Below are 22,629 nucleotides of genomic sequence, written 5' to 3'. Positions count from 1 at the left end.
CGTCAGGGTCTGGTTCGGGTATTCATCTGTTGCGTTGACAGCCAGGTGCCGATACGCGGCCAGATTTCCCGCGCGGACGAACGCGAGCTGACCAGTCTTGCATGGCTGTAGTTTTCACTATAGCCCTGTTGCAGTCCACATTCCAGCCATGTCTTGTTCTCGCCAGGCAGTTGCGAGTACAGGTTCCGGCAAGCGATGGGAGGGGCGATGAACCAGTCTCCGGATCCAGCCATGCACAGTAGCGGCAGTTGCTCGAAGCCCTTGCATTGCTTCAGTGCATCCAGGTAGTCGAGTCCGTCAGCACCTGTCCAGTGGCCGGTCAGATTCCACGCGTACCATTGCAGCATGACGGCGGCGGCTTCGTTGTCAGGTCCCAGCTTGAGCCTTCTGGCCGGGACGTGGCCCAATGCTCGCGTCAGCAATGTGAAGGCTCTCAGGATCAGACGGTGTGACGGAAGCTGACCGGCGTCGCTGGCCTGGCTGGCAAGCATCACCAGAGATTGCAGATATTCCAGTGATCGGGGCTGACGGGCTATCGCCATCAACGCTGCCAGACCGCCGCCACTGTGGCCGATCCAGTGGACTTTCTGTCCCGTGGTGTCATGGACGAACTGCAGTGCACTGTACGTTCCTGACAGAAACAGGGACTCGAAATCTGCAGCGGGCTCTACCGAGTCACTGTCTCCATGTCCTTCGTAGTCCAGCAACCAGCAGTCGAAACCACGACTGGCGAGATAGCGTGCCAGCCCCCCGCAGGTTCGATGATTGGAGAAAGTGCCGTGGGCCAACAGCACCGGCTCTCCCACGGTTCCGTCAGTATTTCCCGCAGCAGCATTGATGCGCTGGAGTGCAAGTGTGGCTCCACGCTCCGAACGGAGCGTGAAGCGGCTTGTATGAGTATCAGTCAATGGTGGTAATCGGTATTCCCTTCAGGGATTTGCCATCCTTGTTCTTGCCGCGTATTTCGGCCAGTCGTTTGCTGGCGACCAGGGACTGAAACATCGGGATGTAATACTGACCTGCATTGATGAACTGCAGAACATCTCCGCTCCTGCGTATCCAGTTCCGAGCCTCGAGGGCTTCCCAGACCGGTGCAAAGGTATCGAGAATGTTCTCGTCGAAGACCTGCCGATAGGCAGCAGTGTCTATCTGCATGGTTTGCATGGACTGGAACAGCCAGGCCAGCTTGACATCTTGATGCTGATAGATGAATCCTCGCTCTACCGGAAATTCTCCCCGATCCAATTTATCGCAATAGTTCTTCAAGGACGTCTGGTTCATGTAGATCCAGCTGCGATCTCCGGGGTCAAGACTGTTTACATGGAAGTTCACGGCTGCAAATCCGATGCCGCATACCTGCCTGATCTCGTTCACCTGACCATCGTCCTGCTGAACGAAGTCATGCATGTTGTGTTCGTAGTCATAGGAACTGAGGCGAGCCGACTCCGCGTCGGTAGGCAGTCTGCGCCAGTCATACACGGTCACCTGTTCGAATCCGGCACCACGCAGGAACTCGTTGGCAGCCAGATACATCTCGATGTTCTCGCTGATGTCGGGTAACAGCTTGCGCTGCGCAGGAGCTGAAAAGTTACTGCGTCCCGCAATGTTCAGTTCGTAGTGGGTGATGTGATGCACGCCAGCATCGACTGCGCGTTTCAGGTCACCCAGCATGTCCTGCATGGTCTGTTCGGGCCAGCCATAGATGAGGTCGACACTGTTGGCCAGGTCGTACTTGTGGCAAAGTTCCAGCGAATTGTGCACCTGTTGCAGTTTCTGGTGACGTCCGCTGTAGCCGATCAACTTGTCGTTGAATTGCTGGACACCAATGCTGACCCGGTTGAATCCAGCTTCTCTCATGGCCTTGATCTTGGGTTCGCTGAACAGTTGCGGGATACCCTCGAGAGTGATCTCGATGTCGACAGGGACCCCGCCATAGAGGTCATCGACCATTTGCATGATTCGCCCATAGTGTTCCGGGCGATACAGATTGGGAGTACCGCCGCCGAAATAGATGCTGGCGAGCTTGTCTTCGGAATAATAGGGACGATAGAGTTCGAATTCCTTTTCGAGATAGGACAGATAGGCTTCCACGCCGCGATTGCCTTCATAGTCTTCGCTGGGAAAAAGGCAGAATCCGCAACGTGCGGGCTTGGTCTTTATGCAGAACGGCGTGCCGACATAGAGGTTGACATCGAAACGCGTATTGCGCGAATAGGCGGCACGTTCTTCAAGTAGCAGACTGGGTGGTGAAGTCAGCGGTTTCCAGTGCAGGGGGGAAGGGTGGCCGTGCAATACCTTGTTGGACTGTCGTCTGAATTCTTCACGATTCAGGAACTGATCGACTTCATTCTGATCGGGGGCAGGAACAGGATTGTTGCTGGTCATCAACTGTCTCTAGTGGCGCAGGTCCAGCTGCTGGGGCGCAATTTTTTGCTTGTCCTTTTGTCTAGGATTGACTAGCCAAACGTTTAGCGTCAACCCATTGCTATGTTAACAAATGCAAAATGTCTCTATTGATGAGAAATGGATCAATTTCCCCACCAATGTTTTCGTGTAAGGAATTGGTGGGTAGATACTGCAGGTTGTCGCGGGTTGTCGAGGCAGGGGGCGAGGGCCGTCGGAGCGTCAGATCACCGGACGTCAGATTGTCAGACAGAATGCCAGCCGAGCAGCCGGACAGCCGGACAGCCGAGCAGGCAAGCAGGCAAGCAGGCAAGCAGGCAAGCAGGCAAGCAGGCAAGTTCCGGCTCAGAGTATTCCTGAGCCGGACGGTGTCGATTCGATCGGGTCGTCGCGCGACAGGAGCTACATCAGTCGTGCAATCAGGCCGCTCGAGGCAATGACCAGTCCATGGTAGTCAGATGCGGAATCTGCTCAGCTTCGACAGGGCGACTGAAGAGGTATCCCTGTATGTAGGGGCAGTCATTGTTGCGCAGGAAGTCCAGCTGTTCGGCCGTCTCGACACCTTCGGCTACCACGTCGTAACCGAGTCCCAATGACAGGTCGATGATGCTTCTGACCATGAGCTGGGCCGCGGGGTCGTCGACTATGCCGTCGATGAAGGATTTATCGACCTTCAAGGTGTCCACTTCGAGTTGGCCGAGCACCGACAAGGACGAATAGCCGGTGCCGAAGTCGTCGATGGCAACTCTCACTCCCGCATTTCTGAGTCGGCGACAGATCCTTGTATGCACTTCCGGATCACGGCTGAGGCTCTCGGTAATCTCGATTTCGATATCCTGGAACTTCAGGCCATTTTCCCTGAGTGTGTCGAATACGAACTCGCAGAATCCCTCGGCCACGAAATGATCTCCGGATATATTGACCGCCATTCCCAGGCGCATCCCCCTGTCATTCCATTGCTTCAACTGAGCACTGGCGTTGGCCAGTACCCATTCACCTATCTCCTTGATCATGCCGACCCGTTCTGCCGTGGAGATGAACAGGTCTGGCGGTATCATTCCTCTGTCAGGGTGGCGCCAGCGTATCAGGGCCTCGACTCCTGTCAGTGTGTTGTCGAGAATGTCGAACTTGGGCTGATACCACAGTTCGAATTCATCACTGTCCAGTGCCTGGCGAAGATCTGCCTCCAGTCGTACGCGCTCGCGATTGTCTCTTGCCATCTTCTCGTCATAGAAGGCAAAGCTGTGTTTTCCCGCCTGTTTGACCGTATACATGGCCATGTCGGCACATTTCACCAGGTCATCTGCCGTCTGGGCGTTGTCGGGAAACAATGCAATTCCGACACTCAAGCGTGGGTGTATGCGATGGTTTCCCACTTGTACTATCTGATTGCAGTACTCGAGGCATTGCAATGCCATGTCATGGGCCTCCTGCCGGTTGTCGATGTCTCGAAGCAACAGGCAGAATTCGTCACCACCCAGTCGGGCGGCCATGTCACCGCGTTCTGTCAGTGAAGTAAGGTAGTTCGAGAAGTGCTTCAGATAGTTGTCGCCACATTCATGCCCGTAGGAATCATTGACACCCTTGAAGTCGTCCAGGTCGACATAGATGATGGCGAATTGCTGATGGCGCAATCTGGCCAGCGCGAATTCGGCATCGAGATTTTCATGAAAGTGTGCTCGGTTGGCAAGGCCCGACAGGTCGTCGTAGTAGGCCATGCTGTAGATCTTCTGTTCTGCGGATTTCACGTCGGTGACATCCTGAATCGTGCCCAGCAGAAACGTCTTGTCATCGGAGTCGACAAGCAGTTTCAGTACCTGTCGCATGTGGCGCATGTCGCCGCTTCGGGTATCCGCGGTGCGAAATTCGATTTCGGTGTCGACACCCGTTTTCATCACATGGGCGCAGGCGTGCTGCACTTTCAGCTGGTCATCGGGGTGCATGAGTGCGAAGCAATCCTTGATGTCTACCTTTCTGTTCCGGAAGCCCAGCATCAAGGTCAGATTGGTGGACATGTCAACGGCTTTCGAGTTCAGATCCCATTGCCAGTAGCCGAGTCGAGCCATCTGTTCCGTGGTACGAATCAAGGTCAGATTGGTTTCCTGGGAGTCCTGTCGCAGCCGTAACAGATCGATGTAGTTCTTGCCGACATCCTTGCCGCATGCGAGCAGAAATCCGAACACGAATGTGCTGAACAGGGCCAGTTCGATGGAAAAGCTGCTGCCTTCGACCAGCAGGCGGATGAATACGGAAGTGAAGATGAGCAGCTGGAAGATATTGCTGAGCGAGCGGTCGTAGGGCAGGGAAGCCAGGGCGCCAGCGGCCACGCCCCCGAGAGTCAGGACCAGCAGTACCTGATGTGCCATGTCGTCGGTGGGGAAGATCATCCACATGGACAGCGACCAGGCAATGGCGGATGACAGGGCGCCTGTCTTGAATCGCCTGGTCCAGTGTTGAACGTGCTGCCGAGCGTGCGTGGCACGCATGAAGAGGTAGCAATCCAACGCCCTGGCAAGATAAACCAGCCACAAGGCTGTGAACCAGATCCAGGCCGCTCCCTGCGACGCTACCAGAGGGCCGAAGAAGTACATGGCAACGACAGCAGCTGCCAGTGAGCCAACGACTGAGAATTTTACCCCTTTGTACAGGAGCTCATTCTGGTTGTGTCTGATGGCCTCCTTTCTGGCCGCCGTCGTACTCCCCATGAACCTTGTTCTCTGAAGAAAATATGCATCAGGTAGCCTCCATGAATTCTCCTACCCGGCACTTGTCACCCCTTGAACGGCCGAGCATGATCATTCTTTAGGCTCGATCAGCAGTTGAGTCTGCTCCATATGCAATGTCTTTCATGTTTTCCACCGGTATTTCTCCACTCTGCCGGTTCAGGTCAATCTTCTGACACCCGTGAGATTGGCCTTGGCATCTCTTTGCCGAGTCTGAATGCGATCAGTGTGTGACCATCACGGTCGCAGCGATGCAGATCCAGCTCCCGGTCCGGATCCCCGCTGGTTACGCAAATAGCAAAGTAAGGCCACAGACTCATCTGGCGTTGCGGACAGGTAATGCCGTAAAAAAACTATCAGGACATGTGTACAAGCGTCAGCAATATCTGATATCTTAGATTCACCATTAAGTATATGAGGGATCGCGACTCAAGGTGCCTGCCCCGAAAATCACAGATTTGCCGGTACTCAGCTCCATCGAAGATCTGCTGGATGGTGTTGAACTGCAGCCAGGGCAGGGATTGGTCGCCCAGATCTACGATGTGCTGTGGCAGCTGATCGTCTCGATCCGATTGCTGCCGGGTCAGCTGATCACGGAGAAGGAAATTGCGGAGGCACTCAAGGCCAGCAAGACGCCGGTACGCGAGGCGCTTATTCGACTGGAAGAGACCGGGCTGGTGAGTGTGGTTCCGAAGAGCGGCACCTATGTCACGCCAATACGCATCAACACCTACATCGAAGCCTGTTTCATCCGTTTGCAACTCGAGATCGGGGCCGTGCGTCGGGCAGCGACCTATAACGCCAATGGTCGCGCCCTGGAGCAACTGGACGAGATCATCGAACAGCAGTCCGAGGCGTTGAGCCGGGAAGACTTCGCCAATTTCTTTCTCTTGGACGAGGCGCTTCATCGTGCCTTTTTCGAGATGGCCGGTGTCACCGGAGCATGGGCAGTCGTCAAGCGCACGCAAAGCGAAATACATCGAATACGCCAGCTGAAACACCGATTCAGGATCAGCAGGAGATCGGTGGTACTCCGCGATCACAAGGCGATTGTCGAGGCTATCCGTTGTGGCGATTCGGACGAAGCGCAGTACGCACTGGTGCGCCATATCGGTTCACTGGAAGGGGAACTCCAGGAGCTGGCAGCGCTGCCGGAATTGCTGGCGTTCATGGAAACATCCGGTTTTACCAGGCCGGGTACTCGAACCACAAGAACGTAGGAAAACCAGACCCGCACGGTGTGCAGCACCCATCGGGTTGCTTAGGAGGTGAATAGTGTCTCAAGTAGTTCTGGAAAAGATCCTTAAGAGTTATGGTGAGGTCGATGTCGTTCACGGCATCGACTTGACGGTGGATTCAAAGGAGTTTGTCGTACTGGTCGGGCCATCGGGCTGCGGAAAGTCGACAACGTTGCGGATGATCGCCGGGCTCGAGGAGATCTCAGGCGGAAAGCTGTCCATCGGAGATCGGGTGGTCAACGATATTGCCCCCAAGGATCGCGATGTTGCGATGGTCTTTCAGAACTACGCGCTCTATCCGCACCTGAACGTGGCCGAGAACATTGCCTTCGGTCTGAGAATACGCAAGGTCGACAAGGACGAGATCAAGCGCTCGGTTGACGAGGTTGCCGACATTCTCGGTTTGACGAATTATCTGGACAGAAAACCTGCCGATCTGTCAGGCGGTCAACGCCAGCGTGTGGCGATGGGGCGAGCCATCGTGCGCCACCCGCAGGTGTTTCTGTTCGATGAGCCCCTGTCGAATCTGGATGCGCAACTGAGAACGCAGATGCGTGCCGAGATCAAGCGGCTTCATGCGCGTCTGGGTGTCACCAGCATCTATGTGACTCACGATCAGGTCGAGGCGATGACCTTGGCAGATCGAATCGTGGTCATGAGCGCAGGGCGAATCGAACAGATTGGCACTCCGATGGAATTGTTCATGAACCCGGTCAATCGTTTCGTGGCGGGCTTCATCGGATCTCCTCCGATGAATCAGGTCAAGGCAACCATCACCGATGGCGCTGATGGACCGGAGGCAAAGATATCCGATACCGTCAGCATTCCCCTGTCACGTGCCGAAGGGCTGGCCTCGGCCACCGGTCAGTCGGTGATTGTCGGTATACGTCCCGAAGACGTGCTGCTGGAATCATCGGGTGGTCAGCCAGCGGTACCGCTGGATGTCAACCTCATCGAGCCATTGGGTTCGGAAGCGCTCATTCATGCCAGTGTGGGGGGGGAGCCCTTTGTCATCAAGACGCCTACCCATGGCGACATTACACACCTCAACGACGTCAAACAGTTCTTTGTCGATGTCGGACGGGTGAAGATCTTTGATGAGAACAGCGGATCGGCGCTCTACCAAGCCGATCAGGCGCGGGGGTAGGCGCGATGAAGAATTCATCAAGAGGCAGCTGGCTCATACAGCATTTCAAGCGGGAGTGGCAGATCTATCTGCTGCTGGCCCCGTTGATCATCTGGTTTCTGCTGTTTCTGTACAAGCCGATGTATGGCTTGCAGATCGCATTCAAGGATTTCAGTCTGTTCAAGGGGGTGGATGCCAGCCCCTGGGTCGGTCTGGAGCATTTCCGCTCGCTGTTCGACAGCGACATGTTCATCAGAGCCATCAAGAACACTTTCATCATCAGTTTTCTGAATCTGCTGATCGGTTTTCCGATGCCGATCATTCTGGCACTCATGTTCAATGAGATCGCCCAGGGGAAATTCAGAAAGACGGTGCAGACCATCGTGTATCTGCCGCACTTCATCTCTCTGGTCATCATCGCCGGTATTGTCATCAACATCTTCTCGCCGTCAACGGGTGTGGTCAATCTGTTGCTGCAGAAACTGGGCTTCGATCCCATCTACTTTCTGACACAGCCCGAGTGGTTCCGACCGATTTTCATCGGGTCCGGTATCTGGCAGGAAGCCGGTTTTCAGTCGATTGTCTATCTGGCAGCCATCGCCGGAGTCAGTCCGTCCCTGTACGAGAGCGCCGTGGTCGACGGAGCCAGCCGCTGGCAGATGATGTGGAAGATCACGCTGCCCTGCATACTGCCAACGATCATCATCATGCTGATCATTCGCATCGGCAATCTGCTGGAAGTGGGTTTCGAGCTGATCATCCTGTTGTACCAGCCAGCCACGTTCCAGACAGCTGATGTCATCAACACCTTCATCTATCGTCAGGGCCTGGTAGGCAATCAGTACGATGTGGCTGCGGCAGCCGGACTGTTCAACGCAGTCGTTGCCTTCATCCTCGTCATGACAGCAAACACCATCAGTCGTCGCTTCACGCGCACGTCGCTCTGGTAGGGGAGAAAACGATGCAAAACATGAATCTCTACTCCCGCGGCGACAAGCTGTTTGTCAGGATCAACATCTTTCTGCTGACGCTGTTCGCCCTGAGCACGCTGTATCCGTTCATCTACATAGCCGCGGTTTCATTCAGTTCCGGTTCCGCGGTGACCGCCGGTGACGTGATCTACCGCCCCATAGAGCTGACTCTGGCGGCCTATGAATACGTCTGGAACGAGTCGCAGTTCTGGATCTCGTACATGAACACCTTCATCTACACGATCTTCGGTACGCTGGTCAGTCTGCTGATCATCATTCCCGGTGCCTATGCACTGTCCAGACCACAGTTGATCGGCCGACGTTTCCTGAACCTGTTCGTGGCCTTTACCCTGTGGTTCAATGCCGGGCTCATTCCGTTCTTTCTCAATATGCGGGACCTGGGGCTGCTGGACAGCTATTTCGGGATCATCATCGGCTTCGCCTGCAACGCCTTCAACGTGATCCTGTTGCGCAACTTCTTCGAAGGCATTCCGCAGTCGTTCGAAGAGGCGGCAAGAATGGATGGTGCCAATGATTTCCAGGTGCTCTGGAAAGTCTATATTCCCTTGTCCAAGCCGGCCATTGCCACGGTTGCATTGTTCTGTATCGTGTCACGCTGGAACGGCTTCTTCTGGGCCATGATCCTGCTGCGTGACGAAGGCAAGATTCCCTTGCAGGTCTTTCTTCGACAAACCATCGTGTCGCTGACCAATGACGAGGAGTTCGGCAGTACCTTGCTGGAAGCTGCCTATTCCTACGAAACGGTCACGGCTGCCATCATCGTTGCATCGATCATACCGGTGCTGTTCATCTACCCATTCCTGCAGAAATACTTCAACAAGGGAATATTGCTGGGTGGGGTGAAGGAATGATGGCTATTCATACACCACAGGCACTACCCCAAGATCACTACCAACGGAGGAATCCATGAGAGCGATGAAACTACCACTGGCGTTCGCCATAGCTACAAGCCTGGGGCTGTCTGCCCCTCTACTGGCGGCTGACGAAGACTACCGAATCGTCGACAAGCCGCTGACGCTGACCATTCATTTCCATTCGGGTGACAAGATTGTCTATGACAACGACTGGCCGGTGGAAAAGCGGGCGGCAGAGCTTACCGGGATCAGTCTCGATGGTGTTGCCTCGATGGCTACCCAGAAAAGCGCCGATGCCTTCAACCTGATGATTGCTTCGGGCGATCTGGCCGATATCGTGGGTGGCAACCGCCTGAAGGACGGATTCAATCAGTATGGTCAGGAAGGCGCCTTTCAGCCCCTGAACGATCTGATCGACGAACATGCGCCGAACATCAAGGCATTCTTCGAGTCACGACCCGACATCAAGTCGGCCATCAGCTATTCCAATGAGCATCCGGTCGAGACCATCAAGTATTTCGATTTCTGGTTCACCGAACTCGGTCGACGTCTGTCGAACTTCGGAGTGGAAGGTGTGCACTACGACCTGGTGGATGGAAAGGCAATCTACAAGCCTGAGGTACTGAATGCATCGGATCCGGTCAATGCGCAGATGTGGAACATCGGTGCACAGATACCCAAGGGATTCTGGCAGGATTTCGAATACCAGGTGCAGTGGACCAATGAAATGGGGCTGGAGAGCATAGCGCTGTATGAAGCGGGGGATTACCTGACCGAGCAGTTCCTTGGCGTCTCCATGAACCCGGAAGAGCAGAATGTCTATGACAAGTACCAGGGCAATCTGCTGACCTATATGCTCGAAATGCAACAGATCTGGATTCTGGGCACCGAGGATGTGGAAGCTGGCTGGGACAAGTACCAGGAGCAGCTCGACAAGCTGGGCTACCACAAGATCATTGAAGCCATGCAGTCGGCTTACGACCGTCAATACGGAAGCTGATCAACAGCAACCGGCGACCCACCTCGGCATACGGGGTGGGTCGCATGATTCAAACCATTACAGGGATTATTTTCCAATGTCATCACGAGTGTCCGAGAAAGGCAATTCCATGAAGCCAGAGCTTGCCTATCTGGATGAGCCCGCAGCGGGCGGGCTGACGATCAGCTACCGCCCGCAGGCAAGCGATCGGATTACCGAGAATCCGCCGCGTTTCTGCTGGTTGCCGGTACTGGATGAGGATGCTCGTTATGTGCTGCGTATTGCCGGCAGCGAAGATTACGCAGAGGCTGACACCCGCTACTACAGAAACATTCATCTGAACTTTCATACACCGGACGAGCCGCTGCCGCCTGGCGACTACGTCTGGTCCTATGCGGAGTGGTGTCCGGATTCAGGCACTGCGCTCAGTCAATGGAGCAAGTCGCGTGCTTTTCATATTGGTGAAGGCCTTCCGGAGACGCCATTGCCGACGCGCGACGTCAGATATGAAAGGACTGCTCCGAGCCACCCGCGATTGTGGCTGAACAAGGAATCACTGGGCAGCTTCCGCAATGAGATCAGTCAGGATCCGGCTTACTGCGCCTGGGATGTTTTCTTCAAGCATTCGGTTCAGCCGTGGATGGATCGTGACATCCTGCCTGAACCCTTGCCATACCCGAACAATCAGCGCACGCCACCGGTATGGCGCCAGACCTATATCGATTGTCAGGAAGTGCTGTATGCAATTCGTCATCTGGCCATCGCCGGCAAGGTTCTGGAAGACGATCCGATGCTCGAGAAGGCGAAGAGCTGGCTGCTGGAGGCCGCCAGTTGGGACCCGGATGGCACGACATCACGAGCCTACACCGACGAATGGGCGTTTCGCATCAATCTGGCGCTGGCATGGGGTTATGACTGGTTGCATGACGAACTCAGCGAAGAAGAGCGGGTGCTGGTACGCACTGCCTTGCTGGCGCGTACCCGACAGATTGCGGTGCATGTCATGCAGCAATCCAATATCCATCTTTTCCCGTTTGACAGTCATGCGGTGCGTTCGGTCTCTGCGGTGCTGATTCCCGCTTGCCTGGCCATGTTGCATGAAGAGCCGGAAGCTCGTGAGTGGCTGGATTACAGTATCGAGTTCCTGTTCACCGTCTATTCTCCCTGGGGCGATGCTGATGGTGGCTGGGCGGAAGGGCCGCACTACTGGATGACAGGCATGGCCTATCTGATCGATGCCGCCAATCTGCTCAAGAGTGCTACCGGGCTGGATATCTACCAACGGCCATTTTTTCAGAAAACCGGTGATTTTCCACTGTACACGAAAGCACCCGACACTCGTCGATGCACGTTCGGGGATGACTCGACCATGGGAGACCTGCCCTGCCTGAAGGTGGGTTACAACCTGCGTCAATTTGCCGGGGTCACCGGCAACGGTGCCTATCAATGGTATTTCGAGGAAATCCTGCGCAATGACCCGGGAACCGAGAAGGAATTCTACAACTATGGTTGGTGGGATCTGCGCTTCGATGACATGGTCTACCGGCATGATTATCCGGTTGTGGAGGCGCAACCCCCAGCAGATGATGATGTCCTGCGCTGGTTCAAGGGTATCGGCTGGGTTGCGTTGCAAGTGAGCATGGATGTTCCGGACAAGCACATCCAGTTTGTCATGAAGTCCAGCCCCTATGGATCGGTCAGTCACAGTCATGGCGATCAGAACGCGTTCGTGTTCTCGGCTTTCGGCGAAGATCTCGCCATTCAGTCGGGCTACTACGTGGCTTTCAACAGCTCCATGCATCAGCGCTGGAGACGACAGACGCGTTCGAAGAACGCCATCCTGATCAATGGCAAGGGGCAATACGCTGACAAGGACAAGGCACGGACCATGCGCGCGTCAGGCAATATCGAATTTGCCACGACCCATGAAGATCATGTGCACATTCGTGGCAATGCAACGGCTGCCTATGCGTCGCTGAGTCCGGAAGTCAGCAGCGTGCTGCGTGATGTGTACTTTGTACGAAACCAGTATTTTGTCATCGTGGACAGTATCGATGCCGATTCACCGGTCAGTATCGACTGGCTATTACATACAAATACGCCTCAGCAACTGGGCAAGAATTCTTTCCGCTACTCCGGGGAAAGAGCCGGTTTTTACGGGCAAGTGCTGTGGTCCGAGGCTGGAGCGCCGACGTTACGGCAGGAGGCTGCTTTTGCAGGTGTGGACCCCGCCGAGATCGAAGGCTTGCCGGTGAGTTCGCAGCTGAGCGTCTGCTATCCGGAATCGCGGCGCCACCGAATCGCTACCTTGCTCGTGCCATACCCGCTCGATCAGCCTCGACGTGTATTTCACTTTCTGGATGATCAGGGCTATGACTGTGATCTGTATTTTACCGACGCAGATGATCATTCCTTCAAGGTCACCGTGCAGAAGCTGGCGAAGGCATAGCCTGGTCGAGTCTCTGGCCTGACTGAGGGGCAAGACTGAGAGGCCTGACTGAGAGGCAGGCTGAGAGGCAGGCTGAGAGGCAGGCTGAGAGGCAGGCTGAGAGGCAGGCTGAGAGGCAAGGCACCCCGCTCATGGAGCGGGGCTTGCCCATGGTGTATGAGCGGCACAGGAGTCACAGCCAGGGTATGTCTGATCGCACCAGGTGTGGCTGATCAGGAAAGATCCGACAGTGACGGCTTGCGGTAATTTTTACACGCGGCTGCTCGTGGAACGACACTTTCCAGCAGGATATGGCACCATCAGGGACAGGGTGAAGGTGCTTTCCGGGATGAAAAGACAGTGAGTAACCAGAGGATCTACGAGGTTCAGGAAATTCTCGATGTCATGCCGCTCATGTTCTTTCAGAAGGACACGCGAAACTGCATAGTCAGAACCAATCAGGTTGTTGCCGATATGCTGGGTACAACCGTGGGTGCGATGATCGGTACTTCTGCGGAACAGTGGTTTCCCGACGAGGCAGGCGATTTCTTCAGTGATGATCTGCAGGTCATGAATTCCCGGCAGTCGCGGTTGAGCATCATCGAACAATTCGAGACACCCGTTGCTGGCAAATTATGGGTCAAGACGGACAAGCACCCTCATTATGATGCGACCGGTGAGGTTGATGGTGTGCTGGTATTCTCCAGAAGGGTCGACGGCAGGACGCTGGATGAGGAGCAGCGATCGGAACTCGAAGCGCAGGTCCGCTATGCCCAGAAGCTGGACAGCATCGGCGTTCTGGCCGCAGGTGTCGCACACGATTTCAACAACTATCTGACGATCATCATGGCCGGTACCGAGATGGCGCTGGATCGCATGGGTCGTGGCGTTCCGGAAGCACTTCCACTGGAAGAATCACTGAAAGCAGCTCATGAAGCCGCCAGAATTGCCAATCAGCTGGTCACCTATGCCGGCAAGTCGCCGATTGTCAGCAAACCGATCAACCTGTCGCTGCTGATCCACCAATTCAGCGACATGCTACATGCCTCTGTTGCAACGAATGTAGCGCTGTCGTTCAGTCTCGATTTCGATATTCCGGAGATCAATGCCGATATCGCACAGATGCACCAACTTCTCGTGAATGTCGTCATCAACGCGTCCGAGGCTATCGATGGGGAACGAGGCAAGATCATCATCAGCACCAGTGAGCGTCACTACAGCGCCAGGGAACTGATGAATACCGTTATCGGCTCGGCGCTGCATTCCGGTCCATTTGTTCTCCTTACCATCAGCGATACAGGACAGGGAATGTCGGCCGAAGTGATGAAAAGCGTTTTCGAACCCTTTTTCAGCACGAAGATGTCCGGTAGAGGTCTGGGACTGGCTACCGTCATTGGCACCATCAAGGGTCATGGTGGAACCTTGCATGTCGAATCCACAGAGGGGCAGGGCACCACCATTGACCTGTTGTTCCCGGTAGCGAACAGGGCTTATCACTCGGCTGGAAACGCTGCCGACGACGATCGTTCTGCGCTCAGCGCAATACAAGGCAGGCCAGGCGGTCATGCGCAGGATGCCAGCCCTGGTGTGTCGAGCGACGGCCGTTTTGCCAGCATCAGTCCGGGAACAAGCGCACAACAGACTGACAGGAACCGTTACCCGATACTGATCGTGGATGACAACAGTGCTGTCAGGGAAACCCTGCAGACATTTCTGGAGAGCGACGGCTTTACGGTGGTGAGTACTGATGGCAGCGAGGCAGCACTCGCCTTGCTACGGGCTCCAGAGGCAAGGTTCAGCGCTGCGGTCGTGGATTACTGCATGCCCGAAACCAATGGTCTCGAATTGTTCAGACAGATCAGGCAGCTGCGCACGGACTTGCCGTTCATTCTGGTCAGCGGCTCTGCCAATCTGGATTCCATGGAGCAATTCGAGAGTCTGTCCGGTGTTGCTTTTCTGAAGAAGCCATTCAACAGGGGCGCGATACTTGAAAAGTTGAAGGATCTGCTTGAAAACAGCCATGCCGAGCGTGCCGACTGAACGACACGCCAGTTGTTGATGTCAGGACTTCGGCCTGACATTCTCTGCATCGTACAAGGCTCGGTAACCCACTGCCTCAACGCTTACCGGGTACTGCTCGCCGAAATACTCCATCAGCAGTGTACGTCCCTCCTGGCAATACTCATGGGGCAGGTAGCCCAGCGCAATGTTCTTCCCCAGACTGGGTCCGTAGGCGATACTGGTGGTATAGGAACGTCGGCCATGCTCATCCTGCAGCACATCGCCGGTTTCCGGATCTACGATCGGGCAGGTGCCGACCGGGTATCGGGCCACACCATTGGCATCCTTGTTGTCTGTCATGACCAGGGTACACAGATAGGCAGACTGATGCTCGAGTTCTCGTTGTTCCAGATACGCTTGTTTGCCATGGAAATCGGCAGCCTTGACCTTGGGGCGTGCAAGACCGGCTTCATACAGATTGTATTCGGTCAGCAAATCGGCATTCTGCAATCTCAGGCTCTTCTCGAGGCGACGACTGTTGGCGTAGGTTTCCACACCGATCGGAGTCACGCCTTCAGCTGCCAGGGCATCCCAAACGGCCAGCCCGTCCTGGTAGGCGAAATGCAACTCCCAGCCCTGTTCTCCGACATAGGAAATCCGGAAAGCGCTGATTTCCACGTCACCGATGTGAAGTGTCCTGACCGCTGCGAACGGAAAATTTTCCTGGGTGACGGCGTTCGGGTCGCTGATGACCTTTTGCAGGACGCTGCGTGCATTGGGACCCCACAGTCCCAGGCAAGAGAAGTCTTCCGTGCGGTCCACGATGCTGACGGCTGGAAAACCATGGTCCTGACTGATACGCTGCATCCAGACGAAATCGCGATTGCCGGAGTCACCGCCGTCGATGACACGGAAATGATCATCGGCCAGTCGAATCACGGTCAGGTCGGCTCGCACACCGCCGGCATGGTCGATGAAGTGGGTGTAGACTCCCTTGCCGATCGGCGTATCACCTCCAACCTTGGCCACGCACAGGTATTCCATCAGGGCCTCGGCATCGACGCCTGACACATCGTAGAGTGCAAAATGCGACAGATTGACCATGCCGACATCTTCGGACAGCTGCAGATGCTCGGCGTTGGACACACGCCAGAAGTGGCGATTGTCCCATTCCGACTGACGAACCGGTACGCGGTCGCCGAATTTTTCCAGCAAGTGCTCATTGCCGGCGTATCCATGGGCGCGCTCCCAACCGGCCGCCTCCATGAAATGGGCGCCATGGGCCTTTTCACGCTCGTGGAAAGGGCTTTGCCGGATGCCACGTCCCTTGGAATAGGGCTCGCGATTGTGAACCGCAGGGTTGTATATCTTGAAGGCTGACTCATAGCAGCGATCATGGATGTATTGTTCTTCCTGCTGAAAAGGATAGTAGCGAGCCACGTCAACACCGAAATGATCCAGTTCGGTTCGTCCGTCGGTCATCCAGTCAGCGATAAGCTTGCCAGTGCCGGGTCCGTCCTTGACCCAGACAGACACCGCGTACCACAGACCGCGGACACGGGCCGACTCGCCAACGGAAGGGCCGCCATCGGCGGTGACCTGCAGCAGGCCATTGAATGAGCGCTTTTCGTCAAAACCCAATTCACCCAGGATAGGGGTCAGCTCCATGGCCCGTTCCAGTGGTTCCATGATCTGTTCCATTTCCAGATCCCGTTGAGAGGGTGACAGGCGAGCCTCTTCCTTTTCCTGAAGGTCGCGAGGATGACACATGCGAGGTTCCTTTTCCTCGTAATAGCCCCACTCGATCATGCCGCCTTCGGCCGTTCGTGGATCTCCGGTGTCGCGAAGGTAGGCCGAGTTGCCCTGATCGCGCAGCAAAGGCCAGCCGATTTCCTTGCCGGTATCGGCAAATTCGTCGTAGGGCCCGAACCACAGGAGTGGGTGATCGACCGGCATCACAGGCAGGTCCTCACCAGCCATCTGTGCAATCAGTCGTCCCCAGAGTCCTGCACAGACCACCACGTAGTCGGCCTTGATGTAACCCCGGCTGGTCTCCACACCGACAATACGACCTTCCTGTATATCCAGGCCGGTTGCCGATGTATTGGCAAAGGTGGTGAGCTTGCCTGTTTTTTCGGCCTCTTCCACCAGTTCTCCGGCGACAACCTGCGAGCGCGGTATGACAAGTCCTGCATCGGGATCCCACAGGGCGCCCTGAATGACATCCTCTTCCAGCAAGGGCATGCGTTGCTTTGCCTCGCTGGCGCTGATCATGGTTGCGCGCGTGCCGAAGGCCTTGCCTGATGCAACCTTGCGCTGCAGTTCGAGCATTCGTTCGTCATCACCCACGCGGGCAACCTCGAGCCCGCCCACCTTGGCGTAATGACCTCTCTTTTCATAGAAGTCGATGCTGTACAGGGTGGTGTGGCAGGTCATCTGATCGTGCGCCGTGGCGTAGCAGAAATCCGATGCATGCGCTGTAGAGCCGATGTCGGTCGGAATGGCAGACTTGTCGATACCGACAATGTTGCTCCAGCCGCGCTCGATCAGGTGGTGTGCAACCGACGCTCCGACGATTCCGCCCTGACCAATGATGACAACTGACGCCTGTTCTGGAAATTTAGCCATTATCAATTAACTCGAAGAGCACAAGGACCGTATGTAGCGGCCATAGTAAAACCGACAACAGATCTTCTCATTGTCATGATTGCGACACTCATCGTCGCCAGGCTGACCTCATGCACCGGAGCCAGGTGGTTGCTCATCAGCGCGAATGACATCCCTGATGCGGTTGCAGGCCATCATCAGGCTGCGCGCGCTCTTCTCATCGACCCCGATCGCGCATTGGATCGAGGCAGGGATACCCAGCGCCCGACGATACAGATCGTGCCCCTTGTCGGTCAGGTGAATCATCACACGGCGTTCGTCATCTCGACTGCGTACGCGACTGACAAGGCCCAGTTTCTCCAGACGCTGTATCAGGGGGGTGGTGGTTGCGCCCTCCAGTTGCAGTCGGGAAGCCATGGCCTGGATCGTGATGCCATCACCTTCCCACAATACCAGCATGGCCAGATACTGCGGATAGGTCAGACCCAGGTCCGCCAGCAGCTTGCTGTACTGGCGGGTGATGGCGCGCGATGTCGAATAGAGGGCGAAACACAACTGGTCCTGCAACAGGAGTCCATCTGACGGCTTGGAGACTGTCTTGTTCATGCTGGGCACTATATACCAGTGTGTCGAGGTGGCCTGCAAACCGCTGAACTGACCCCGTGCCGGCGCGGTATCTGAGAACCGGGCTGTCAGGTATTATGTTTGGTCCATTCTGCGATCGACAGCTACGAGAACCCTGACAGTTATGAGTGAAGCAAGGAATATTGCCGTTATCGGACTGGGCTCCATGGGGTATGGCATGGCAAGCTCTATACGCAAGGCGGGACACACCACCTGGGGTGTCGATATCGCTGAGTCTGCAATGCAGCGCTTTCGTGAAGAGGGCGGTGCTGCCGGTGAGCTGACTGATGTGGCTGGCACGCTGGATGCTGTTGTCGTTGTGGTGCTCAATGCCGCGCAGACAGAGAGCGTGCTGTTTGGCGACAACGGCATCGTGGCGGGTCTCAGAGCGGGTGCGGTCGTCATGGCCTGCGCGACGGTACCGCCTGAATTTGCCCGCTCCATGGCACAACGCTGTGCCGAGACCGGCGTACTGTATCTGGATGCACCCATCTCCGGCGGATCCGTCAAGGCGGCACAGGGAGCCTTGAGCGTGATGGCATCCGGCAGTCAGGAGAGTTTTGCCGCGGCGCGTCCGGTACTGGATGCAACCGCCGAGACCGTCTTCGAACTGGGTGATGAGGTGGGGATGGGGTCTGCGATGAAGGCCGTGAACCAGTTGTTGGCAGGCGTCCATATTGCCGCCATGGCCGAGGCCATGACCTTCGGCATGACACAGGGCATCGCACCGCAGACCTTCGTGGATGTGATCAGCAAATGTGCAGGTACTTCCTGGATGCTGGAGAATCGAGCCCCTCATGTTGTGGACGGTGATTATACGCCGCGTTCGTCCATCGATATCTGGCCCAAGGATCTGGGAATCGTTCTGGATATTGCCAAATCGGCGAAGTTCGGCGCGCCGCTGACCGCGGCAGCCCTGCAGCAATTCCTGGCGGCCTCCGGATCCGGTCTGGGGCAGGAGGACGATGCCGCCGTGGCCAAGGTCTACGCCCGCAATGCAGGCCTCGAACTGCCGGGAGAGGCGTGATGCTGCTGGGATGCATCGGGGATGACTTCACCGGCTCATCCGATCTGGCAAATACCCTGGCCAAGCAGGGCATGCGTGTGGTGCAGTACACGGGAGTACCCTCCACTGCTGCCGACTCGATAGTCGAGGCCGGCGTGGTCGCCCTGAAATCACGCTCCATCGACCCGGCTGATGCAGTGCGACAATCACTCGAAGCCCTGGAGTGGCTACAGGCGCAAGGTTGCGAACAGTTCTTTTTCAAGTACTGCTCCACCTTCGACTCCACGCCGGAGGGCAACATCGGACCGGTAGCGGATGCCCTCGCCGAAGCACTCGACGCCCACCGGATCATCGTCTGTCCGGCGTTTCCCGGGACGGGCCGCTCCATCTATCAGGGGCATCTGTTCGTCAAGGACACCCTGTTGAACGAAAGCGGATTGCAGAATCACCCGCTGACGCCCATGACCGATCCGGATATCCGCCGCTGGTTGCGTCCGCAGACGACATTCGAAGTGGGGCATGTGGCTGCAGCGTCGGTGTTTGCCGGCAGTGAGGCCATTCGTGCGGCTCTGGATGAACAACATGAACAGGGCAAACGACTGATCGTGGTGGATGCCCTGCGGGATGAAGACTTGATGCAGATCGGCGCAGCCGTGGATACGCTGCCCCTGATTACCGGAGGATCCGGCGTTGCTCTGGGCTTGCCCGAGAACTTCAGACGGCGAGGTCTGATCACTGGTTCGGGGGCTCACTGGCGAGGGGAATCCGGCAAGTGCGTCGCCTTGTCCGGGTCCTGTTCCACGGCGACCCGCGAGCAGGTGGCACGGCATCTCGAAAAGGCGCCCGGCATGGAGATTGTGGCCGCCGATGTCATCGAAGGCAGAGTCACACCGCAGGGCGTCGCGGATTTTCTGATCAACGCCGACGGTGTGCCATTGGCCTACAGTTCGGCTGACCCGATGGTTGTCAAGGAGGTGCAGGCACGTTTTGGTCGGGAGCGATCGGCCGAAGCGCTGGAGTCCTTTTTCGCGCAAGTGGCCCGGTGCCTGGTGGCTGGGGGTGTCAATCGCCTGTTGACCGCCGGTGGTGAGACCTCGGGGGCCGTGGTGGAGGGTCTGCAACTGGACACTCTGGAAATCGGTCCCGAGATCGATCCGGGCGTACCTGCGCTGAGAGCGGGTGACAGTCTGGTGATTGCCTTGAAATCCGGCAATTTCGGGGCGCCGGACTATTTCGAGAAGGCCGCCAGGGTGCTGGGCCTGTCAGGGCAGGAATAGCGATGAGTGCAGAAGCCGACTTGCGCGAACAGATGTGCCTGCTGGCCAAATCGTTGTTCGACCGGGGGTTGACCAGTGGCAGTACCGGCAACATTTCTTCCCGGACGGCTGATGGTGGTTTGCTGGTATCACCCACGGGCACCAGTTTCGGGCGTCTCGATCCGGGGCGTCTGTCCCGGTTCGATGCAGACGGCCGACTGATCGACGGAGATTCACCCACCAAGGAAATGTCACTGCATTCGGCCTTCTATACCACGCGAAGCACGGCTGGTGCCGTGGTGCATCTGCATTCCTGTCATGCGGTGGCCTGGTCACTGATGCCCGAGGTCGATGAAGACAACTTTCTGCCACCGCTGACTCCATACGGGATCATGAAGCTCGGGCGAGTCAAACTGCTGCCGTACTTTCGACCCGGCGATCCGGCGATGGGGGAGGCCGTACGCGGTCTGGCGGGCAAGCGCAGTGCCGTGATGCTGGCCAATCATGGCCCGGTGGTTGCCGCCAAGGATGTCGAGGCAGCCTGTAACGCCATCGAGGAGCTGGAAGACACGGCCCGACTGGCAATGATGATGCGCGGTCATGCCGCGCGTGCACTGAATTCAGATCAGATCGCTGATCTGGTATCGCATTTTGATGTGGAGTGGGAAGCTTGAAATTTTCTGCCAATCTCGGTTTTCTATGGACCGAATCGAGTCTGCCCGACGCCGTGCGCGCCGCTGCCAGCGCCGGTTTCGATGCTGTGGAGTGTCACTGGCCGTATGACACGCCTCCCGAGCAGCTTCGCCAGGCGCTGGCGGATACGGGGCTGACCATGCTGGGGCTCAACACCTCGCGTGGCAACCCGGATGCCGGCGATAACGGTCTGGCCGCATTGAGCGGACGAGTCGAAGAGGCTCGTCAGTCGATAGATGCGGCGATAGCCTATGCAGATGCTGTTGGCATTCCCAATGTGCATGTCATGGCCGGTTTTGCCGCGGGTGAGGAAGCACACACCACCTTTGTATCGAACCTGCAGTACGCCTGCGTAATGGCCGCCGCGCGGCACATCACCATTCTGATCGAACCACTGAACCACTACGATGCCCCGGGGTATTTTCTGAATACCACCACTCAGGCGCTCGACATCATGGATGCTGTGGCAGCTGACAATCTGAAGCTGATGTTCGATTGTTATCATGTGCAGTTGATGGAGGGTGATCTGAGCCACCGCCTGTCCGAACTACTGCCGCGAATCGGTCACATCCAGTTTGCTTCGGTGCCTGATCGTGGTGCACCGGATCACGGAGAGATCAATTATGATCATGTGTTCCGGCTGATCGACGAACTGGGCTACGCGGCACCGCTGGGCGCTGAATACAAGCCTGGAGGCGACACCGATTCCACGCTTGGCTGGTTGCGCGGATACCGTTGATGCCCGTGCTGTGACGGAGCCGGCAGGCAGTATTCCCGAGGAAAAAGGCCTGCAGGAGTAGGTTTTCATACTGTTTCGAGGGGGCTTCGACTGGTTGACACTGCCTGTATATACAGGCTATCGTCAACCTGAAATCCAGAATCAGCAAAGGTGGCCGGATGACTCCGGAGTCCGTCAATGCCCTGTTTGACCTGCAGGGCAGTACCGCAATCGTCACGGGTGCCAGTCGAGGTATCGGTCGGACCCTGGCAATGGGGCTGGCCGCTGCGGGTGCCGATATTGTCCTGACTGCGCGTTCGCAAGGCTCATTGCAGGACGTATCCTCTTGCATCGACGCGCTGGGGCGTCATTGCCATGTGCGTACGCTGGATGTCAGCCGTACAGGGTCGATCGAGGAATTGTTCGGGTCCCTGCAGGCCGACGGCATCCTGGCTGACATTCTTGTCAATAATGCCGGCGTCGAGCAGGTCTGTCCGTCCGTGGATGTGGACGCGCAATTGTGGGACACCATCTGCGATACCAATCTCAAGGGATCCTTCTTCATGGCGCAGCATTTTGCTCGCGCCTTGCTGGCGCATGACAAGCAAGGCAGCATCATCAATCTTGGCTCGCTGACATCCGCGGTTGGGGTTCCGGGAGCAACGGCCTATACCAGCAGCAAAAGCGGCCTGCTGGGAATGACGCGAGCATTGAGTACCGAATGGGCGCCTCGCGGCATCCGAGTCAATGCCATGGGTCCCGGCTATTTTCGTACGGCATTGACAGAAGAGTTCTATCAGGATGCCCAGTGGCAGGACACCATGTTGTCGAAGATTCCGATGCAACGTTTTGGCCGGTTGGAAGATCTGGTAGGGCTGGGCGTCTTTCTGGCAGGTGATGCATCCGCCTATGTCAGTGGCCAGATCTTCTATGTTGATGGCGGATATCTCGCTGCCATCTGAGGCGGGAGAATCCTCATGA

17 protein-coding genes are annotated in these 22,629 nt (G+C 56.5%); 12 read left to right on the top strand and 5 right to left on the bottom strand.

Features of this window, described 5'->3' with window-relative positions; genetic code table 11:
- Nucleotides 1–2: 2 nt before the first annotated feature.
- From ACUNV4_RS22215 to ACUNV4_RS22205, 3 genes are all read right to left on the bottom strand, one after another.
- On the bottom strand, nucleotides 3–908 hold the full coding sequence (locus ACUNV4_RS22215) for an alpha/beta fold hydrolase (RefSeq protein ID WP_430880821.1): 906 nt from the start codon (nucleotides 906–908) through the stop codon (nucleotides 3–5).
- Nucleotides 901–2,385 carry a coproporphyrinogen-III oxidase family protein gene (locus ACUNV4_RS22210; RefSeq protein ID WP_430880820.1) on the bottom strand — a complete coding sequence of 495 codons (1,485 nt, stop codon included), beginning with the start codon at nucleotides 2,383–2,385 and terminating at the stop codon, nucleotides 901–903. The genes ACUNV4_RS22215 and ACUNV4_RS22210 overlap by 8 nt, the downstream gene beginning before the upstream one ends.
- 437 nt (nucleotides 2,386–2,822) lie before the next feature.
- Entirely contained in the window at nucleotides 2,823–5,108 is a 2,286-nt protein-coding gene (locus ACUNV4_RS22205) for a putative bifunctional diguanylate cyclase/phosphodiesterase (RefSeq protein WP_430880819.1), read from the bottom strand.
- 476 nt (nucleotides 5,109–5,584) lie between these two features.
- Here ACUNV4_RS22205 and ACUNV4_RS22200 point away from each other — a divergent pair, with 476 nt between their 5' ends.
- From ACUNV4_RS22200 to ACUNV4_RS22170, 7 genes are all read left to right on the top strand, one after another.
- Complete coding sequence (locus ACUNV4_RS22200; RefSeq protein WP_430880818.1) at nucleotides 5,585–6,346, top strand: GntR family transcriptional regulator; 762 nt, start codon at nucleotides 5,585–5,587, stop codon at nucleotides 6,344–6,346.
- A 55-nt stretch (nucleotides 6,347–6,401) separates the two neighbouring features.
- A complete protein-coding gene (locus ACUNV4_RS22195) occupies nucleotides 6,402–7,511 on the top strand; it encodes an ABC transporter ATP-binding protein (RefSeq protein WP_430880817.1) in 1,110 nt (369 codons plus the stop codon).
- Between the two features lie 5 nt (nucleotides 7,512–7,516).
- On the top strand, nucleotides 7,517–8,440 hold the full coding sequence (locus ACUNV4_RS22190; protein ID WP_430880816.1) for an ABC transporter permease: 924 nt from the start codon (nucleotides 7,517–7,519) through the stop codon (nucleotides 8,438–8,440).
- An 11-nt stretch (nucleotides 8,441–8,451) separates the two neighbouring features.
- On the top strand, nucleotides 8,452–9,333 hold the full coding sequence (locus ACUNV4_RS22185) for a carbohydrate ABC transporter permease (RefSeq protein WP_430880815.1): 882 nt from the start codon (nucleotides 8,452–8,454) through the stop codon (nucleotides 9,331–9,333).
- 55 nt (nucleotides 9,334–9,388) lie between these two features.
- A complete protein-coding gene (locus tag ACUNV4_RS22180; RefSeq protein WP_430880814.1) occupies nucleotides 9,389–10,336 on the top strand; it encodes a hypothetical protein in 948 nt (315 codons plus the stop codon).
- 109 nt (nucleotides 10,337–10,445) lie between these two features.
- Nucleotides 10,446–12,764, top strand: a complete 2,319-nt coding sequence (locus ACUNV4_RS22175) for a DUF4962 domain-containing protein (RefSeq protein ID WP_430880813.1) — start codon at nucleotides 10,446–10,448, stop codon at nucleotides 12,762–12,764.
- A 339-nt stretch (nucleotides 12,765–13,103) separates the two neighbouring features.
- The gene (locus ACUNV4_RS22170) at nucleotides 13,104–14,783 is read left to right on the top strand and encodes a two-component system sensor histidine kinase NtrB (protein WP_430880812.1); all 1,680 of its coding nucleotides are present in this window, start codon (nucleotides 13,104–13,106) and stop codon (nucleotides 14,781–14,783) included.
- Nucleotides 14,784–14,804: 21 nt separating this feature from the next.
- Here the strand turns inward: ACUNV4_RS22170 and ACUNV4_RS22165 are convergent, their stop codons facing one another.
- Both ACUNV4_RS22165 and ACUNV4_RS22160 read right to left on the bottom strand, forming a co-directional pair.
- Complete coding sequence (locus ACUNV4_RS22165; RefSeq protein WP_430880811.1) at nucleotides 14,805–17,372, bottom strand: GcvT family protein; 2,568 nt, start codon at nucleotides 17,370–17,372, stop codon at nucleotides 14,805–14,807.
- A gap of 108 nt (nucleotides 17,373–17,480) precedes the next feature.
- Complete coding sequence (locus ACUNV4_RS22160; protein ID WP_430880810.1) at nucleotides 17,481–17,957, bottom strand: MarR family winged helix-turn-helix transcriptional regulator; 477 nt, start codon at nucleotides 17,955–17,957, stop codon at nucleotides 17,481–17,483.
- 142 nt (nucleotides 17,958–18,099) lie between these two features.
- Between ACUNV4_RS22160 and ltnD the strand changes: the two genes are divergently transcribed.
- The 5 genes from ltnD (at nucleotide 18,100) to ACUNV4_RS22135 (ending at nucleotide 22,610) form a co-directional block, all read left to right on the top strand.
- Nucleotides 18,100–19,002 carry an L-threonate dehydrogenase gene (ltnD, locus tag ACUNV4_RS22155; protein ID WP_430880809.1) on the top strand — a complete coding sequence of 301 codons (903 nt, stop codon included), beginning with the start codon at nucleotides 18,100–18,102 and terminating at the stop codon, nucleotides 19,000–19,002.
- Entirely contained in the window at nucleotides 19,002–20,258 is a 1,257-nt protein-coding gene (gene otnK, locus ACUNV4_RS22150; protein WP_430880808.1) for a 3-oxo-tetronate kinase, read from the top strand. The genes ltnD and otnK overlap by 1 nt, the downstream gene beginning before the upstream one ends.
- Nucleotides 20,259–20,260: 2 nt before the next feature.
- Entirely contained in the window at nucleotides 20,261–20,911 is a 651-nt protein-coding gene (otnC, locus tag ACUNV4_RS22145) for a 3-oxo-tetronate 4-phosphate decarboxylase (protein ID WP_430880807.1), read from the top strand.
- Nucleotides 20,908–21,669: a hydroxypyruvate isomerase family protein gene (locus ACUNV4_RS22140; protein WP_430880806.1), complete on the top strand. Its 762-nt coding sequence runs from the start codon at nucleotides 20,908–20,910 to the stop codon at nucleotides 21,667–21,669. The genes otnC and ACUNV4_RS22140 overlap by 4 nt, the downstream gene beginning before the upstream one ends.
- Before the next feature lie 158 nt (nucleotides 21,670–21,827).
- A complete protein-coding gene (locus tag ACUNV4_RS22135; RefSeq protein WP_430880805.1) occupies nucleotides 21,828–22,610 on the top strand; it encodes an SDR family oxidoreductase in 783 nt (260 codons plus the stop codon).
- Nucleotides 22,611–22,629: the final 19 nt, after the last annotated feature.

This window comes from Granulosicoccus sp. 3-233 (assembly GCF_052681095.1).
Note: the sequence above shows the minus strand (reverse complement) of the source record. Positions and strands in the feature narration are given on the sequence as shown.

Bases quoted from the DNA above. Each gene is read 5' to 3' on its own strand.
- ACUNV4_RS22210 (WP_430880820.1), bottom strand. From the start codon at position 2,385: ATGACCAGCAACAATCCTGTTCCTGCCCCCGATCAGAATGAAGTCGAT.
- ACUNV4_RS22205 (WP_430880819.1), bottom strand. From the start codon at position 5,108: ATGGGGAGTACGACGGCGGCCAGAAAGGAGGCCATCAGACACAACCAG.
- ACUNV4_RS22190 (WP_430880816.1), top strand. From the start codon at position 7,517: ATGAAGAATTCATCAAGAGGCAGCTGGCTCATACAGCATTTCAAGCGG.
- ACUNV4_RS22185 (WP_430880815.1), top strand. From the start codon at position 8,452: ATGCAAAACATGAATCTCTACTCCCGCGGCGACAAGCTGTTTGTCAGG.
- ACUNV4_RS22180 (WP_430880814.1), top strand. From the start codon at position 9,389: ATGAGAGCGATGAAACTACCACTGGCGTTCGCCATAGCTACAAGCCTG.
- ACUNV4_RS22175 (WP_430880813.1), top strand. From the start codon at position 10,446: ATGAAGCCAGAGCTTGCCTATCTGGATGAGCCCGCAGCGGGCGGGCTG.
- ACUNV4_RS22165 (WP_430880811.1), bottom strand. From the start codon at position 17,372: ATGGCTAAATTTCCAGAACAGGCGTCAGTTGTCATCATTGGTCAGGGC.
- ACUNV4_RS22160 (WP_430880810.1), bottom strand. From the start codon at position 17,957: ATGAACAAGACAGTCTCCAAGCCGTCAGATGGACTCCTGTTGCAGGAC.
- ltnD (WP_430880809.1), top strand. From the start codon at position 18,100: ATGAGTGAAGCAAGGAATATTGCCGTTATCGGACTGGGCTCCATGGGG.
- otnK (WP_430880808.1), top strand. From the start codon at position 19,002: ATGCTGCTGGGATGCATCGGGGATGACTTCACCGGCTCATCCGATCTG.
- otnC (WP_430880807.1), top strand. From the start codon at position 20,261: ATGAGTGCAGAAGCCGACTTGCGCGAACAGATGTGCCTGCTGGCCAAA.
- ACUNV4_RS22135 (WP_430880805.1), top strand. From the start codon at position 21,828: ATGACTCCGGAGTCCGTCAATGCCCTGTTTGACCTGCAGGGCAGTACC.